This is a genomic window from Pseudomonas sp. (assembly GCF_049590575.1).
Classification (GTDB): domain Bacteria; phylum Pseudomonadota; class Gammaproteobacteria; order Pseudomonadales; family Pseudomonadaceae; genus Aquipseudomonas.
Genome location: NZ_JBAWDE010000227.1, coordinates 12,028 through 25,757 on the forward strand (window position 1 = coordinate 12,028; position 13,730 = coordinate 25,757).

Here is a 13,730-nt window from a genome sequence, read left to right on the forward strand (position 1 = left end):
AAAAATAATACTTTCGTCATGGTTCGAGCCGATACTGCTGGTAAAATAAGTCTACGATTTCACCATCGGGTGTATAACCAGTCACCGTGTCGCGAAGCAATTGCCGAACACGAACATAATCATCATCTCCTAACGCTGAAAGAAGTTGCAGCAGCTTATCTTTCAAGTTATCCCAAGATAAATCATCTTCATTCGCACACATAATCATAGGATGCTGTGTTGCAGCAACGTTGTCACCGATCAGTAACTCTTCGTAGAGCTTCTCACCGGGGCGTAGGCCGGTGAACTCAATAGAGATATCACCTTGTGGATTCCTTTCGGATCGAACGCTCAGCCCAGAAAGGTTAATCATTTTCTCTGCTAGCTCTACGATCCGAACGGGTTCTCCCATATCCAAAACGAATACATCTCCCCCCACCCCCATCGAACCTGCTTGAATAACCAGTTGCGCAGCTTCAGGAATAGTCATGAAGTATCGAGTAATTTTCGGATGGGTAACCGTTAGAGGCCCTCCACTCTTAATCTGTGAATGAAACAAAGGTATAACAGATCCAGAAGATCCCAGCACATTCCCAAAACGCACCATAGTGAAGCGTGTTTTGTTGACGTGCGAGACATTGGACTTGCTATTAAATAAAATTGGAGCCAGCTCGTGACTAAGCGCTTGTAAAACCAATTCAGCGATGCGCTTGGTACTTCCCATTACATTGGTTGGCCGCACTGCTTTATCTGTTGAAATCAATACAAAATTAGCTACACCAGATTGAATGGCAGCCTGCGCTGCGTACAATGTACCGAAAACATTATTTAATACACCTTCTGAGATATTATGTTCCACCATCGGCACGTGTTTATATGCAGCAGCATGATAGACAGTGTCTACCTTCCAGCTTTTCATCACATCCAACAATTTCGACTCGTTTCGAACCGAACCTAAGATTGGAAGTAACTCAACAGATAAAGATTCACGCGCGATTCGCCGCTCTAACTCTGAAAGCACATTGTAGAGATTAAATTCACTATGCTCGAAGAGTAATAATTTCGTAGGGCGCAACGCTAGTATTTGCCGACAAAGCTCAGAGCCAATAGAGCCTCCTGCGCCGGTAACCATAACGACCTGTCCAGTAATACAGCGCTCAAGTAGCTCACTTTGGGCAGGAACCGAGTCACGTCCAAGCAGATCGGCAATGTCGACCTCCTGAATATCGTCAACCTTAACTCTGCCACTCGCTAAGTCCATGAACCCAGGAACACTACGGACATGAAGAGGAAATCCCTCTAAAAAACCAAGTATCTCACGACGCCGGGCACGATTGGAGGAGGGAATAGCCAGCAGTACCTCTTGAGCGCCTGTAACTTCAATCATTCGTTGAATATGTTTAGGCTTATAAACTTGAAGCCCGGAGATCACTCGATCCGAGATGTTCGGGTCATCGTCAATAAACGCAACAGGGCGCATTACACGGCCCACTCGCAAAGCAGCTACAAGTTGATTTCCCGCTGCGCCAGCACCATAAATTGCAACTCTCGGAAGCAAGTTCTCACGATTAGTAAACGGTATTTGCTGGCCAGCAGTAAACCAGTCACCAAGGAAAAACTGTCGCATGGCCAAGCGTAGGCCACCCACCAAAATTAAGCTAATCCACCAGTAGTTAAATATGATTGAGCGCGGAACTACATTTTGATGATTACCGTACCAATAGACAATTATGCCCAAAATTAATGAGGACAAACTGACTGCTTTTATAATAGCAATTAATGCATCATTGCCAAAGTAGCGCATAACCGCACGGTATAAACCAAACCTGGTGAACATCGGAATGGCTACAATTGGAGCGCTTAGGAACAGCCACTGATGTTGAAGAAGTGGATTAGCTATATCCTCAATCCCTAACCTTACAATAAATGCAGCCCACAAAGCGCACCATGTAAGAACAATATCTGTCCCCACTTGGATTAGCCTCTTTTGCCGCCGTGGAAGGCTTAGCAAAAAACCTCTTATCCTCTCCATAACTTTCCTCAGCCGCTCCAATGTCCGAGCAATAAAATAACGCAAATCACCTGCCAAATTTACAGGACTGTTACATCATAAACAAGACTAGCGCGTCTCTCTCTCTCCAGCATGAAAAAAGAACGCTATAAAAATCAAAGGGATGTAGGCAATCATGAATGCCATAGCACCATCCATCAGCGACAGTGCGGCACATAATGATATTGGCAGCAGCCAAAAAATATTTATAAAAGATACGCCTAAGCTTACAGGCAAATGCTTACCAAAATGCCTGGATGCAAACTGATAAGCATGACTTCTATGCGCTTCGTATACCTTCGCGCCTCGCAGAAACCGGCGAAATAACGTGACCGTAGCGTCTACGATGAAAACACCCAACAAAATTAGCCAACACCATAAAAGCTTAGGAGAGTGCCAAGCCGCCTGTAGCGAAAGCAAACCAAGTAGAATTCCAAGAAAACTACTCCCTGCATCGCCCATAAAGATTTTCGCTGGAGGCATATTCCAGCATAAAAACCCCAGTACAGCCATCGCCAAAGACAAAGGCAGCACTATTAGTTCATGTGCTCCGACAACGAAATACAGAATGCACATACCGAAACATACGCAGATAGCCTCCAGACTCGCAAGCCCATCAATGCCATCCATAAAATTATATAGGTTTAGCATCCAGACCAGATAAAAAACTGATAAGACGCTTCCAATAAAGCCAAGTTGAATGTTAATTCCAAAAAAAACTAGATCCGGCAGGCCACCGATCCAAAAGATTCCCCAGATCGCAGACAGAAAATGTCCTATTAACCTCCAGCGAGCGGAAAGACTGTATTTATCATCCATAAACCCAATGGCCGCAACAAAAAATGTCACGGATAACAATCCTATAAAATCAGCTAAAGGGATCACATGATTAAGGTAAACATAGACGAGCGATGTCATAAAAGTAACAACTATTGCCACCCCACCACCGCGCGGTGTTGGCAAATGATGAGAGCTACGTTCATTAGGTATATCTAAAATATTTTTTTTGAGAGCATAGCTGCGAAAGAAAGCGGTCAATAAAAAAGAAAGTAAAAATATAAAAAAGCAAATCCAATAGTTCATTTAAACCTTCGCCCCTCAATAAATATAAAACCGGCATCACTGTTAATGGTCTAAAAACGCCTGCTACCGCTGATAATTTATATCCAAGTTACGTAAAATCATAGATAGAATCTCTCGTACTCATTTAGCATCAGGGCAGACATCTTTGCAGAATCAAACTCTTCTACAGCTCTTGCATTCGCTGCCTTCCCCATCTGCAGCAGCAAGGCTCTATCGGTCACTAGACTAATCAGCGCCAAACCTAACGCGTCCGCATCCTGGGGAGGAACCAGCAATCCAGTAGCCCCATCAACTACTGCATCCGATAGGCCATAAATGGAGGTGCCCACGGTTGGTATTCCCATCGCCGCCGCTTCAATTACAACCGTACCGAACCCTTCACGGTAGCTCGGCAAGCACAATAGATCAGCCAATGCCATGAACTTTTCGGGCTCATTAGAAAATCCGACTCGATGTACCCTCGACCATGCTCGAGTATTGGCGAAAGAGTCAATAATCTCACCACCTGTTTCTTCGATTGGACCCACCAGCAATAGATGAGTAGAATTATCCGCAGCTGCAACTTGTACAAAAGCCTCCATTAGTTCTTGGATACCCTTTTCTGGCGTAATTCGTCCGACAAAGAGAATCACCTTTCCATTTGGAGGTACGCCTAGGCTTGCGCGCAAATCAGAAATGAATTCAAGCGAATAATTCCTTTTATTAAATCTAGCAAGATCGACACCCGCCAACGAACCGTTCCCAAGTACGGATATCTTACCTTCTTTAATGATTTTGTTTTTAACAAGAAAGTTCTTTTGAGTTGAGCTATCAGCGTAACAGTGTGTATTGAGCCCCCCAATAATCTTATCACAGGTCTTTAAAATACTTCTTTTGACGCCGGACATCGTCGCCCAAGGTTGCCCGGTAAAAGTGTGCATTCTTACAGGCACACCTGCAAAATAACCGGCTACAGCGCAAAGAAGCCCAGCTTTAGGAGTTGTAGAGTGTACAACATCAAATTTGTTTAACTTAAACAAACGAAACAACTTCACAAGACTTACTAAGTCCTTAATTAAACTTATATTTCTCGAGATATCAACAGGAATAAAATTTGCGTTCTCAATTTCACTCATTTGACCGTGAAAGTCTTCTCCACTTGTGATGACCGTAACCGTCATCCCATGAGAGCTAAACGCATCAATTTGTGATTTAAGCTGAGTAAGCACAAAAAAAGGTACAGTGGATACTCGCGCAATATGCAGTTTTTTACGCATTTCCAACCCTAAACGTATAGAGAAACAATAGAATTAAAAACCACCAAAAATAGAATCTCTTTGCTGTAGGCTCATTTCCAAAATACCTCTCCTATCGTGGTAGGCACGTCTTTTTTAGGAGAAAACCCCAAAACGTTATAAATTTTATCCCCGGGGTAACTTGTACGTCGAACCAGCGCATCTATACGCTTTTGTGTGACAGGAATGTTTAATAACCCTCTAGCGGCTCCTATCATGACTCTTATCAAGCCCTCAGGTAAAGTCAATCGGGGTGGAGGCACTCCAACAGATTTTGCTATTCCCGAAATCAATTCCTTCAAAGCGCAGTCGTTAGATATATTGAAGATATGCCCCTTTGCGCGGGTATCTGTCGCGCATAGGTATAGCGCCGAAACCACATCGTCGACATGTATATATGTGGCGATCGAGGGGGAGAATCCTACAAAAAAGAACATTCTCTTTTTAACTATACGGCCAAGTTGACGCAACGACTCATTCGTCATATCACGCCCGAATACGTTGGATGGTCTCAAAATAGTATAAGAAAAACCCACATTTTCACTTTGCTTTATAATTAATGTATCAGCTATAGTTTTTGTAACTTCATACGTCCCCACAGGATTTAACGGAGTATCTTCACTGACCACTCTCGTCTTTTTGGAGCTCCCATAAGCGCCCACACTACTCAATTGAACCCAGTGAATTTGCTTTCCATCGCGACACAGACTTACAGCTACCTCGAGCAACCTCGCAGTGGCCTGTACATGCAACGCATGCATAAGAGCATCGTCACGGGTTTCTCCAGCGCAATTAACAATAACATTACAGTCGCTTATTAAAGCCTTAAAATTAAAATCCTTGTCAGTTAAATCCCCAACTACCGTCTCGATTGATCCTTTAGAGCTTTTTAATTCTGTGCGCGTTAGAGCACAGACTTGGATACCATGATGAGTGAGCGTTTCAACAAAAGACTTTCCTATAAAACCGTTCGCACCCAGCACCAGAATTTTCATACTTGCTCCATACATGCTAAGTAGTAGGTTTTTATATCTTTTAACTTAACGAAACAAAAATCACACTTTAGCTAACGAGCTAAAATAATAAGGTAAAAATGGAGACGGTCCTAGACCCTCTTCATGCAAAAAATTCCTATAACTCATAATGACAGCAATTAAACCGGCTACAACAAAAGACAGCTTTACCAGTTTTCCGAGCTCTAGCCCCCGCTTATTAAAGACAGTTAATACGCACAGAGGAAAAGCAAATGATAATAGATCTAAGAAGCGGAGGCCGGCATAGGAAAATGTTGACATGCCCCAAAAAACCAACATAGATCCCGCCCCCAAAAACAGCAACTTAGATTTCTCAGTCCCCGTCAGATTGGATAAGAGAACACCCAGAAATAGCACTGACAATGTCAGCATTTTTGCTATTCCAGAATATAAACTAGGCGAGTCGAAATTTTGATAAGAAATTAGCTTATGAGAAAAATAATCTTCATTAATATAGAAAAGCGCAAGAGCCAACAGCATCGCGACTGGCACTACGAGAATATTATAAGCCCTGACCCAGTAAACTTTAGATGCCCAAATTAAAATTAACGAAACGAGAGCAGAATAATGAAAAGTTAATGAAAGCGCAGCCAGAGAATATCCGTAAGCAATTTTAACCCTTCTGAACTCTTGAGTAGCTAAAAGCAGCAACGCAGCAGCCAAGCCAACTCTCAAGCCATTCATGGTATATTGATATATAAAGGCAGGTAAAATATATGAGACTAATAAAAACTTTTCGTTCTTATCTGATCGATACAAGTAAACACATAGCAAGCTAAAAATCAGACAACCCAATAATCGAACTGTCACTGATGCACTATTGGTAACACCGAGAAGTAACCAGCTAACAAAAACAAAACCCGGCTCCATACCGGCCGACGGTTGCCCGCCCAACAACTGCTCCATGATCATTTCATAGGCATATGTATCCGTTCCCACAAGCCCACGAAAAAACGACACTATTAAAAGAAAAAACAAAGACACATAGATGAAAAACGACGTCTTATAACCTGATAGTGACGTCATAATAAATGCTATAACGAGCAGGAACCATCCGATCAAATATATCATGACGGTCTTGCAACATATTTAACTTGCAACCTTCTGCGACAATAGCGGATTAAAGACCACACCTTTAAATAAAATGCAGTCATCATACTTATGCACTTATTTTCACGCAACACGTCATACACGCTCAGCTCCCCTCTCTCCATATCCCAGAGACCACCGCTCAATCCAGCATGTCCATATAGAGGTTTATAACAAAATGTCAAAGGAACATTTACAGTAAAACAACCATACCCTGCGCACTTCACTTTGCACCAAAGTTCATAATCTTCACAGAATCGTTTACCGGCAGTGAACCGATATTTGACGTCACGCCTTATCAAAACAGAAGGAGTAGAAAACTTATTAGAAAGTAATAGCCGAAATTTTGAGACCTCGGAAAACATCAATTCATTAATCTGATAACGCTTCGTCTCCCGATCTAAATTGTCATTAATTACAACCCCCATTTGCCCTGTAAGGGCAACCTTGGGATTCTGTTCCATCCAACGGTATTGAATTTCAATTTTCTGAGGATGCCAACTATCATCGGAGTCTAGAAAAGCTACATAGCGTTGTGTTGAGGCATTCCAACCAGCATTCCTGGCTGTGCCTGGCCCTGAATTTATGTGTAGGGATAAAACCTTTATCCAACCAGTGGGATATTGTTTGGCTATTAAATTCAAATACTCCAGCGTACCATCGCCACTCGCATCCTCAACAAGAAGGACTTCGGCGGGGCGGATAGTTTGATTATGTACGGACTCGAGCGCACGCTTTATCGTATTTTTACACCGATAACACGGGATCACTACACTCACATCTGCGAAGCCTGACAAATTCATCAGCGCTCTAGTAACCATCATGGCCCTACCATATCAAATTTCAACTAACTGGGAGCTATATCATTTTCAAACAATACAAACAAAACCGAGTCGGCAAAAAAGCAAACTAGCTTAAACTGTTTTTTATATAATCTAGAGTCATCAGTAGCTTTTTAATCCCGGACACATCTAGCAATTCAGTATTATGAGAAGTGTAATCGTCAATTATATTTGCTTCCGGGTGACCTTCAACAATAAATTTATCATAATTTAGATCTCTATTATCCGCAGGAATTCGGTAGTATCTTCCCATATCTTTCGCCTTAGCCATCTCCTCGCGCGATACTAACGACTCGTACAATTTCTCACCGTGTCGAGTACCGATAATTTTCACAGGTAAATCGCTGGAGAACAGATCTTGCAAGGCAAGTGTCAAATCACCAATAGTGCTTGCCGGTGCTTTCTGAACGAATATATCACCTTGCTCGCCATGCTCGAACGCATGAAGCACCAGATCGACAGAATCTTCTAAACTCATTAGAAAACGAGTCATATTGGGATCAGTTACTGTGAGCGGAAGACCTGCATTAATTTTTTCAACAAAAAGCGGGATTACGGAGCCTCTCGACGCCATTACATTACCATAGCGAGTCGCGCAGAAAATGGGGCCTCCCTCTCGAACAGACCTTGACTTAGCAATTAATATTTTCTCACCCAATGCCTTCGATATGCCCATAGCGTTAATTGGGTAAACAGCTTTGTCGGTACTGAGGAGTACAACCCGTTTAACGTTATTGTCAATGGCCGCATTCAGGACGTTTTCTGTGCCTATGACGTTAGTTTTAACCGCCTCCATAGGGAAGAATTCACACGAGGGCACTTGTTTAAGCGCTGCCGCATGGAATATATAATCAACACCTACCATCGCCTGTTTCAGACTTGAGTAATCACGAACATCACCTAGGTGAAATTTAACCTTATCGTTCGAGAGCGCGATACGCATGTCTTCTTGTTTTTTTTCATCGCGACTAAATACTCTAATTTCTTTTACATTAGTATCCAGAAACCGCTTGAGAACAGTATTACCAAATGAACCTGTTCCGCCTGTAATCATCAAAATTTTATTATCAAACATTTTTTTTACCTAACGTATATTCTTTTTTCACATCGATGCCCTCATTTTCGCGACCAGCACCTCCCATGAAGGAGGTTGATAACCCATTATAGATCGAAATTTACTCGAGTCTAGGGAGCGGTCAATTATTACCGAGTCATCTAAAACCAGCGTAATCCTTTTCTGATAGTGCTGAGCTATCAAATTGAGCAGGGAATATTTGTCAATAGGTGCCGCAGACACATGGTACAACCCGTACACATCATTATTAGGTAATACGTAATCTTTTATCACCGTCGCCAATTCGACCGTAGGCAACCCAGAAAATATGGCCTTAGAATAGCCCTTTGCCGTACCCTCTTGAGACAAAAACCAATCCACGAGAGAGTTTTTCGAGTTCAATTCGTGACCAATAATTGATGTTCTTAGTGTAATTGCATTCGGTGAATCGACAACCTCGCCAATAAACTTTGATTTCCCATAAAGGTCATTTGCATCAGATAAATCCGATTCAACATAATTTCCTTTAAGACCAGAAAAAACACAGTCAGTACTTATATGCACCAAACGAGAGTTAGATAATTGACAAAGCTTTACTAATCGATGAGGAAGAATTGAGTTCAATGGGATGGTTACCATCGGATCTTTTGAAGATGAAAACTGCTTGATCAAACCCACACAATTGATCACTACATTCGGTTTGACCTTGATGAATACGTCTAGTAGTTGCTCCGTGTCTAGCACATCTACATTGGTGAGAATATTGGAGTGCTGTGCCTCATCAAAATATTTCAGTGCTTCTGCATTTCGTAGAGTGCCCATAACATGGTAGCGCTCATCTCGGCTGAGAGCGTTGAATACGGAACTACCTAGCATACCTGTAATACCCAACACCAAAACTTTCATATCCCCACCCGCTTAAATAGGATCGCAAAACAAGAAACATATAGGTTACTTAAAGGTAACTAAAACCTTCTTAAAACAAAATAACCCACTGAGGAAAACCATAACAATACTGATCAATTCTAAACCAATCAATCTGTAACTATTTTCAACATCCTCCGTTGATAGCTTCACTACATAAAAAACAATCGTTACTGCGAGAATCACAAATACGATACTCTTCAGGAGCTCGCGATTAATCACCCTCAGGTAGGTAAACCGTTTGCCGACAAAATAAAATGACATAAAGCATAAGAACAGATTATAAATTAACCAGCTGTAAGCCCCGCCAACAATGCCAAACTGTGAGATCAGATTAGGCAAAAGAATGATGACGATAGGAATCCATATACAATTTAACCGCAACGACATTGATGTCCATTTGGCCGCCATTTGCAGGGCAAATGGCACTATTAATAAACATTGAAGCGATGTTCCGGCTATCAAAATTGGAAGGATTCGGTTTATGCTTTCAGCGAGTGATGGATCAAATAATACTTTTAATACGTCGCCCGCATAAAAATAAATTGCCGGACACAACACTCCCACAAGCAAGGCGACACCAATCCCAGACGCACGATATATTTTAAAGATTGCCGTTTCATCAGAAATATTTAAGCTTATTGAAAAACGCGGAAACAATACTGAGTTCAACGCTGATGAAAAAATATAAGGTATACCCGCAATCGTGCTTGCCAACGTATAAGCAGCGTACTCACCCAACGTTGTGTGCCCACTCAAATACACCTTATCAAACTGAACTACAAACACAGTAGTTAGGGAAATAAACAAAACCCCGCGACTAAATGATATGCCTTTTTTCAAAAAAGCTATTTTAATAGCCAAACGTCCGTAGACGTCCGAAAACTCCGTAATCGAAATAATCAGCAAGCCTGCTAAATATAAAAACTGAATACCCACTTGCAAAATAAAATAAAATTTGACGTCTTGGTCTTTTGACAAGCCCCATATAACTAGCAAAACACCTAAGGTTCTGGCCAATGAATATGGAATATAAATCATATTAAGCTTCAGCTGGCGTTCACGTCCGATCATTACCCCCTGGAGAACCATCACCGGCAAAGCCATTCCAACAAATATACCTATACATATTAACGAGCTGACAACCTCGCTTTCAGGAATTGAATTAATATTCAACCAACCTTCAACTAGCATTTCTGAGCTAGCGCTCATTACAAATGCAATTGCTGAACCCAACAGCAGAAAGAATACAAAATAGGTTAGTGCCATAGAACCCGCGAAAGCCTTGTAGCGCAAAGAGCTTACCGATTCCTTAGCCCTATTAGAGGCTAATTTTTGAATGAGACTACTAGTTAATCCACCCTCGAACACCATCATTACCATTACAATGGTATTAAAAAAACCTACTAGACCAACTGCCTCGGCCCCGAGCAACCTAGCTAGCCAAGGCAAAGATATAATGCTCGCCAACGCATATACAAGTTTGCCAGACAGGCTAGCTAACAGCAGCGATCGAAGACTACTTTTATTTAACACAATAGTATCATTCGCATTTTCATTTATTTCGTCAGTCCCCATGAAGAAATCGGGTTCTCAGTCAGTCGTGACTCTAAATAATCATCGAGCTTCTTACGAGCCATAAACACATCATTTGCAGTACCTATTGTATAGGCTCCGTTACTTGGACCTGGGTGTAATACTCTCTTGAATTTAGCTTTTACAAATCGGGCGACAACAAACATGTATTCTCTAACTATGTCTAGCGAAGACACACCTTCAACTTTATTTTTCTTCGCGCAGCGCCACGCCCTAACTGTCTCTCGGTAGTAATCAGGGTGATGAAAGAAGCAGAGAGCATAGAGCCTTGCAAAACTAAATCCTGTTAGAGAACTATGCCATACAAGGGTTTCCCAAGCAGCATGTCCCCACACCGTTTCCACGCTAAAAAAGTTAGGAATACTTTCAGGCCAATTTAAATTTTTAAATGGTGTAAGATGCGGATCTTCTCTTAGATTACCTTTATGCTTACCAGTAGCACTTCGCCCGCTGTTGCTGTTACCACCACCACCTGGCATAGTGAAAGGAAAGTCTATTAAGTGGTACTTTCCGCCTAGAAGACACAAGCCTATAGATGCTGACATATCCGGGCTTGCGCCATGAAGCAATAGACTATCACTATCTATAATTTTATTTAAAAGTCGGCGCTGCACTAATCCATGGTAGAGCTTCGGCATACCATCGGTTCCCTGGCAAGCCCCTCTTCGTGCTACATTTAATCTTTCATCCAAATCAAATGTAGTTAAACTGCAATCAAACTCAGATATATATATTTTTCCTGCATGAGCTGCCCCGTAATTCTTTGTTCTGAAATCGGGCCAGTAATATGATGCTTTTGCCTTTGGGGTTAGCATCTCAATATTATTGTCTTTGGCGAATTGGGACACTTCAGCAATATAGCTAGAAACTGTATCGTCATCCCCAATCAAACATACATATTCCCCATCGGCAAGATGAATTGCTTTTTCATGGTTCTCAGTCATTGACAAGCGCTCCTGCCAATGAACATAGAGCAATCGTGGGTGAGGGTTTTGCTTAATCCATTCTGCTAACTTACAATCATCATTACTTGTATCATGTACTACAACCTGAATTTTTTCGGAAGCTATATCAAGCAGGCTTTGCACGCAAGAAATCGCATAACCTGATCGATTATGGGTAGCTACTACTATTGAAACAATATATTTATCACTGTCCATCACGCACCCAAATCCGATAAAAAACGGCGACTCAAATTTGTTAGCAGGCTAAATAACCTCGAAGCCGTATCGTATAAAATTATTTAATAGAAACCTTAAATTTCATCGCCATACGCCTTCTCTTTCAAAAAATCGCAATAACCAAATAAAGTCGAAATTATCAGTTGCTTTATGCGATTGAAACACTTCAATCAATGAAGACCCGCAGTTGATCATCCGAGCCCCTGCAGCACACAGGGAACAAATATTATCTCAGCGAGCTTGAACTTTCCAATGAAGGAGAGCCTAGAGAGTATCAGAAGCTACGAAACGGAGTCTTCAACGCGACCGACTGGCAGTCGGAAAATCCAAAACCCTCACCACCAAACGAATTTCTCATTTATTACGTTACAAATTGTACCTATGGTAAGGACAGTAGAACGTAACCGGTCTCTAGACTGGAAGGTATTATGCAACGCATTTGAAATGCGAGCCGCCCACTCGGGCGAAAACTCGATGGCATACGCTTACTAGCAGGAAAGGTCTTGCTAACGCTTTAATTTTGGCCGAGCCCCAGCCACTCGACCAATAAATATCACTAAAGGCGCGATAGCCAAACCCAGAATTAGCGATCCGATGAAAAACAGAGATACTGGCAAAGGCCTTGTAATCCAACCAAGAAAGGAAAGCGCAACTGTTTGTTGATTTTCAAGCACGAAGATTATGACAAAAATAGACACTATCAGCACAGCTACGATCGTTACGAATCGACTAATACCCTGCATAAATCCCCCTTCGCAAACCGATCACACATCACCTTCCTCATCCTCATTCACCCGATCCCGCAATTCCTTCCCCGGCTTGAAATGAGGTACAAATTTCCCATCCAGACTTACCGACTGCCCAGTCTTAGGATTGCGCCCTACCCTTGGTGCGCGGTAGTGCAGCGAAAAGCTCCCAAACCCGCGGATCTCAATCCGATCACCCGTCGCCAGGCACTGGGACATTTGCTCGAGCATGGTCTTGATGGCCAGCTCCACATCTTTGGATGAGAGCAGCCCTTGATGGGTGACAATTCGTTCGATCAACTCCGACTTCGTCATATTTTTCCCTTCTTTTTCAAGCAGCTAGGAAAAGCGCTTCGAAGGTTTTAGCATGACTTGATGAATTTGAACAGCCCACAGCGCAACTTATCTGTGGGAGAGATGGCAGCCCGCAGTACGTGGCTTGCACGCTCAATTACAGATCACCAGCATGGTACGCGTCACGGCGCCGGCAGGGTTCCAGCCGAACAGGGAGTCGCCTTCTTCGTCCTTGGCGTCGCTGGATCGGGTGATCACCTTGTAGCCTTGCATCTTGCATTCGCGGGCAGCGCGCTTCTCGCACTTTTCCCATTTGTTGCCCAGGCCTGAGCAATCGATCTCGATGCCGCTGACGCCGCGCTTGGCGTGGGTCTTGGCACTGGTGGTGGAGCAGCCTGCAAGCGCGAGCACTGCGAATACTACGATAAGCCTGTTCATTCAGATCCTTATTGAAACAACCACGCTGAAAATAGCTTTCATGAAGACTATAGTCAGTTCTGACAGTAAGCCGTGCGTCTTGGTTCTGGTTGTTGATTCAACGAATTTCAGGCACAAAAAAGGGCGACCGAAGTCGCCCTTTTTCT

12 protein-coding genes are annotated in these 13,730 nt (G+C 42.6%); all 12 read right to left on the bottom strand.

The window, feature by feature from the left end; translation table 11 throughout:
- Positions 1 to 16: 16 nt before the first annotated feature.
- The 12 genes from WBR57_RS15570 to WBR57_RS15625 all read right to left on the bottom strand — a co-directional run bounded on the left by WBR57_RS15570 (position 17) and on the right by WBR57_RS15625 (position 13,584).
- Positions 17 to 2,011, bottom strand: a complete 1,995-nt coding sequence (locus WBR57_RS15570) for a polysaccharide biosynthesis protein (protein ID WP_424084604.1) — start codon at positions 2,009 to 2,011, stop codon at positions 17 to 19.
- A gap of 87 nt (positions 2,012 to 2,098) precedes the next feature.
- Positions 2,099 to 3,112 carry an MraY family glycosyltransferase gene (locus WBR57_RS15575; RefSeq protein ID WP_424084586.1) on the bottom strand — a complete coding sequence of 338 codons (1,014 nt, stop codon included), beginning with the start codon at positions 3,110 to 3,112 and terminating at the stop codon, positions 2,099 to 2,101.
- A 98-nt stretch (positions 3,113 to 3,210) separates the two neighbouring features.
- Positions 3,211 to 4,368 (bottom strand): glycosyltransferase family 4 protein, encoded by a 1,158-nt coding sequence (locus WBR57_RS15580; RefSeq protein ID WP_424084587.1) that lies wholly within the window; start codon positions 4,366 to 4,368, stop codon positions 3,211 to 3,213.
- 71 nt (positions 4,369 to 4,439) lie between these two features.
- Positions 4,440 to 5,381 (bottom strand): NAD-dependent epimerase/dehydratase family protein, encoded by a 942-nt coding sequence (locus WBR57_RS15585; protein ID WP_424084588.1) that lies wholly within the window; start codon positions 5,379 to 5,381, stop codon positions 4,440 to 4,442.
- A gap of 60 nt (positions 5,382 to 5,441) precedes the next feature.
- Entirely contained in the window at positions 5,442 to 6,491 is a 1,050-nt protein-coding gene (locus WBR57_RS15590) for an EpsG family protein (protein ID WP_424084589.1), read from the bottom strand.
- Complete coding sequence (locus WBR57_RS15595; RefSeq protein ID WP_424084590.1) at positions 6,488 to 7,312, bottom strand: glycosyltransferase family 2 protein; 825 nt, start codon at positions 7,310 to 7,312, stop codon at positions 6,488 to 6,490. The genes WBR57_RS15590 and WBR57_RS15595 overlap by 4 nt, the downstream gene beginning before the upstream one ends.
- A gap of 106 nt (positions 7,313 to 7,418) precedes the next feature.
- Positions 7,419 to 8,426 (bottom strand): polysaccharide biosynthesis protein, encoded by a 1,008-nt coding sequence (locus WBR57_RS15600; protein WP_424084591.1) that lies wholly within the window; start codon positions 8,424 to 8,426, stop codon positions 7,419 to 7,421.
- 27 nt (positions 8,427 to 8,453) lie between these two features.
- Entirely contained in the window at positions 8,454 to 9,311 is an 858-nt protein-coding gene (locus tag WBR57_RS15605) for a dTDP-4-dehydrorhamnose reductase family protein (RefSeq protein ID WP_424084592.1), read from the bottom strand.
- A 45-nt stretch (positions 9,312 to 9,356) separates the two neighbouring features.
- On the bottom strand, positions 9,357 to 10,907 hold the full coding sequence (locus tag WBR57_RS15610) for a lipopolysaccharide biosynthesis protein (RefSeq protein WP_424084593.1): 1,551 nt from the start codon (positions 10,905 to 10,907) through the stop codon (positions 9,357 to 9,359).
- Positions 10,889 to 12,085: a glycosyltransferase family 2 protein gene (locus WBR57_RS15615; protein ID WP_424084605.1), complete on the bottom strand. Its 1,197-nt coding sequence runs from the start codon at positions 12,083 to 12,085 to the stop codon at positions 10,889 to 10,891. Before WBR57_RS15615 ends, WBR57_RS15610 begins: the two co-directional genes overlap by 19 nt.
- A gap of 785 nt (positions 12,086 to 12,870) precedes the next feature.
- A complete protein-coding gene (gene ihfB, locus WBR57_RS15620) occupies positions 12,871 to 13,167 on the bottom strand; it encodes an integration host factor subunit beta (protein WP_424084594.1) in 297 nt (98 codons plus the stop codon).
- 132 nt (positions 13,168 to 13,299) lie between these two features.
- Positions 13,300 to 13,584 (bottom strand): hypothetical protein, encoded by a 285-nt coding sequence (locus WBR57_RS15625; protein ID WP_424084595.1) that lies wholly within the window; start codon positions 13,582 to 13,584, stop codon positions 13,300 to 13,302.
- Positions 13,585 to 13,730 lie beyond the last annotated feature (146 nt).

What these genes read in the sequence shown, in the direction of transcription:
- WBR57_RS15570 (WP_424084604.1), bottom strand. Translation starts at nt 2,011, where the DNA reads ATGGAGAGGATAAGAGGTTTTTTGCTAAGCCTTCCACGGCGGCAAAAG.
- WBR57_RS15575 (WP_424084586.1), bottom strand. Translation starts at nt 3,112, where the DNA reads ATGAACTATTGGATTTGCTTTTTTATATTTTTACTTTCTTTTTTATTG.
- WBR57_RS15580 (WP_424084587.1), bottom strand. Translation starts at nt 4,368, where the DNA reads ATGCGTAAAAAACTGCATATTGCGCGAGTATCCACTGTACCTTTTTTT.
- WBR57_RS15585 (WP_424084588.1), bottom strand. Translation starts at nt 5,381, where the DNA reads ATGAAAATTCTGGTGCTGGGTGCGAACGGTTTTATAGGAAAGTCTTTT.
- WBR57_RS15590 (WP_424084589.1), bottom strand. Translation starts at nt 6,491, where the DNA reads ATGATATATTTGATCGGATGGTTCCTGCTCGTTATAGCATTTATTATG.
- WBR57_RS15595 (WP_424084590.1), bottom strand. Translation starts at nt 7,312, where the DNA reads ATGAATTTGTCAGGCTTCGCAGATGTGAGTGTAGTGATCCCGTGTTAT.
- WBR57_RS15600 (WP_424084591.1), bottom strand. Translation starts at nt 8,426, where the DNA reads ATGTTTGATAATAAAATTTTGATGATTACAGGCGGAACAGGTTCATTT.
- WBR57_RS15605 (WP_424084592.1), bottom strand. Translation starts at nt 9,311, where the DNA reads ATGAAAGTTTTGGTGTTGGGTATTACAGGTATGCTAGGTAGTTCCGTA.
- WBR57_RS15610 (WP_424084593.1), bottom strand. Translation starts at nt 10,907, where the DNA reads ATGGGGACTGACGAAATAAATGAAAATGCGAATGATACTATTGTGTTA.
- WBR57_RS15615 (WP_424084605.1), bottom strand. Translation starts at nt 12,085, where the DNA reads ATGGACAGTGATAAATATATTGTTTCAATAGTAGTAGCTACCCATAAT.
- ihfB (WP_424084594.1), bottom strand. Translation starts at nt 13,167, where the DNA reads ATGACGAAGTCGGAGTTGATCGAACGAATTGTCACCCATCAAGGGCTG.
- WBR57_RS15625 (WP_424084595.1), bottom strand. Translation starts at nt 13,584, where the DNA reads ATGAACAGGCTTATCGTAGTATTCGCAGTGCTCGCGCTTGCAGGCTGC.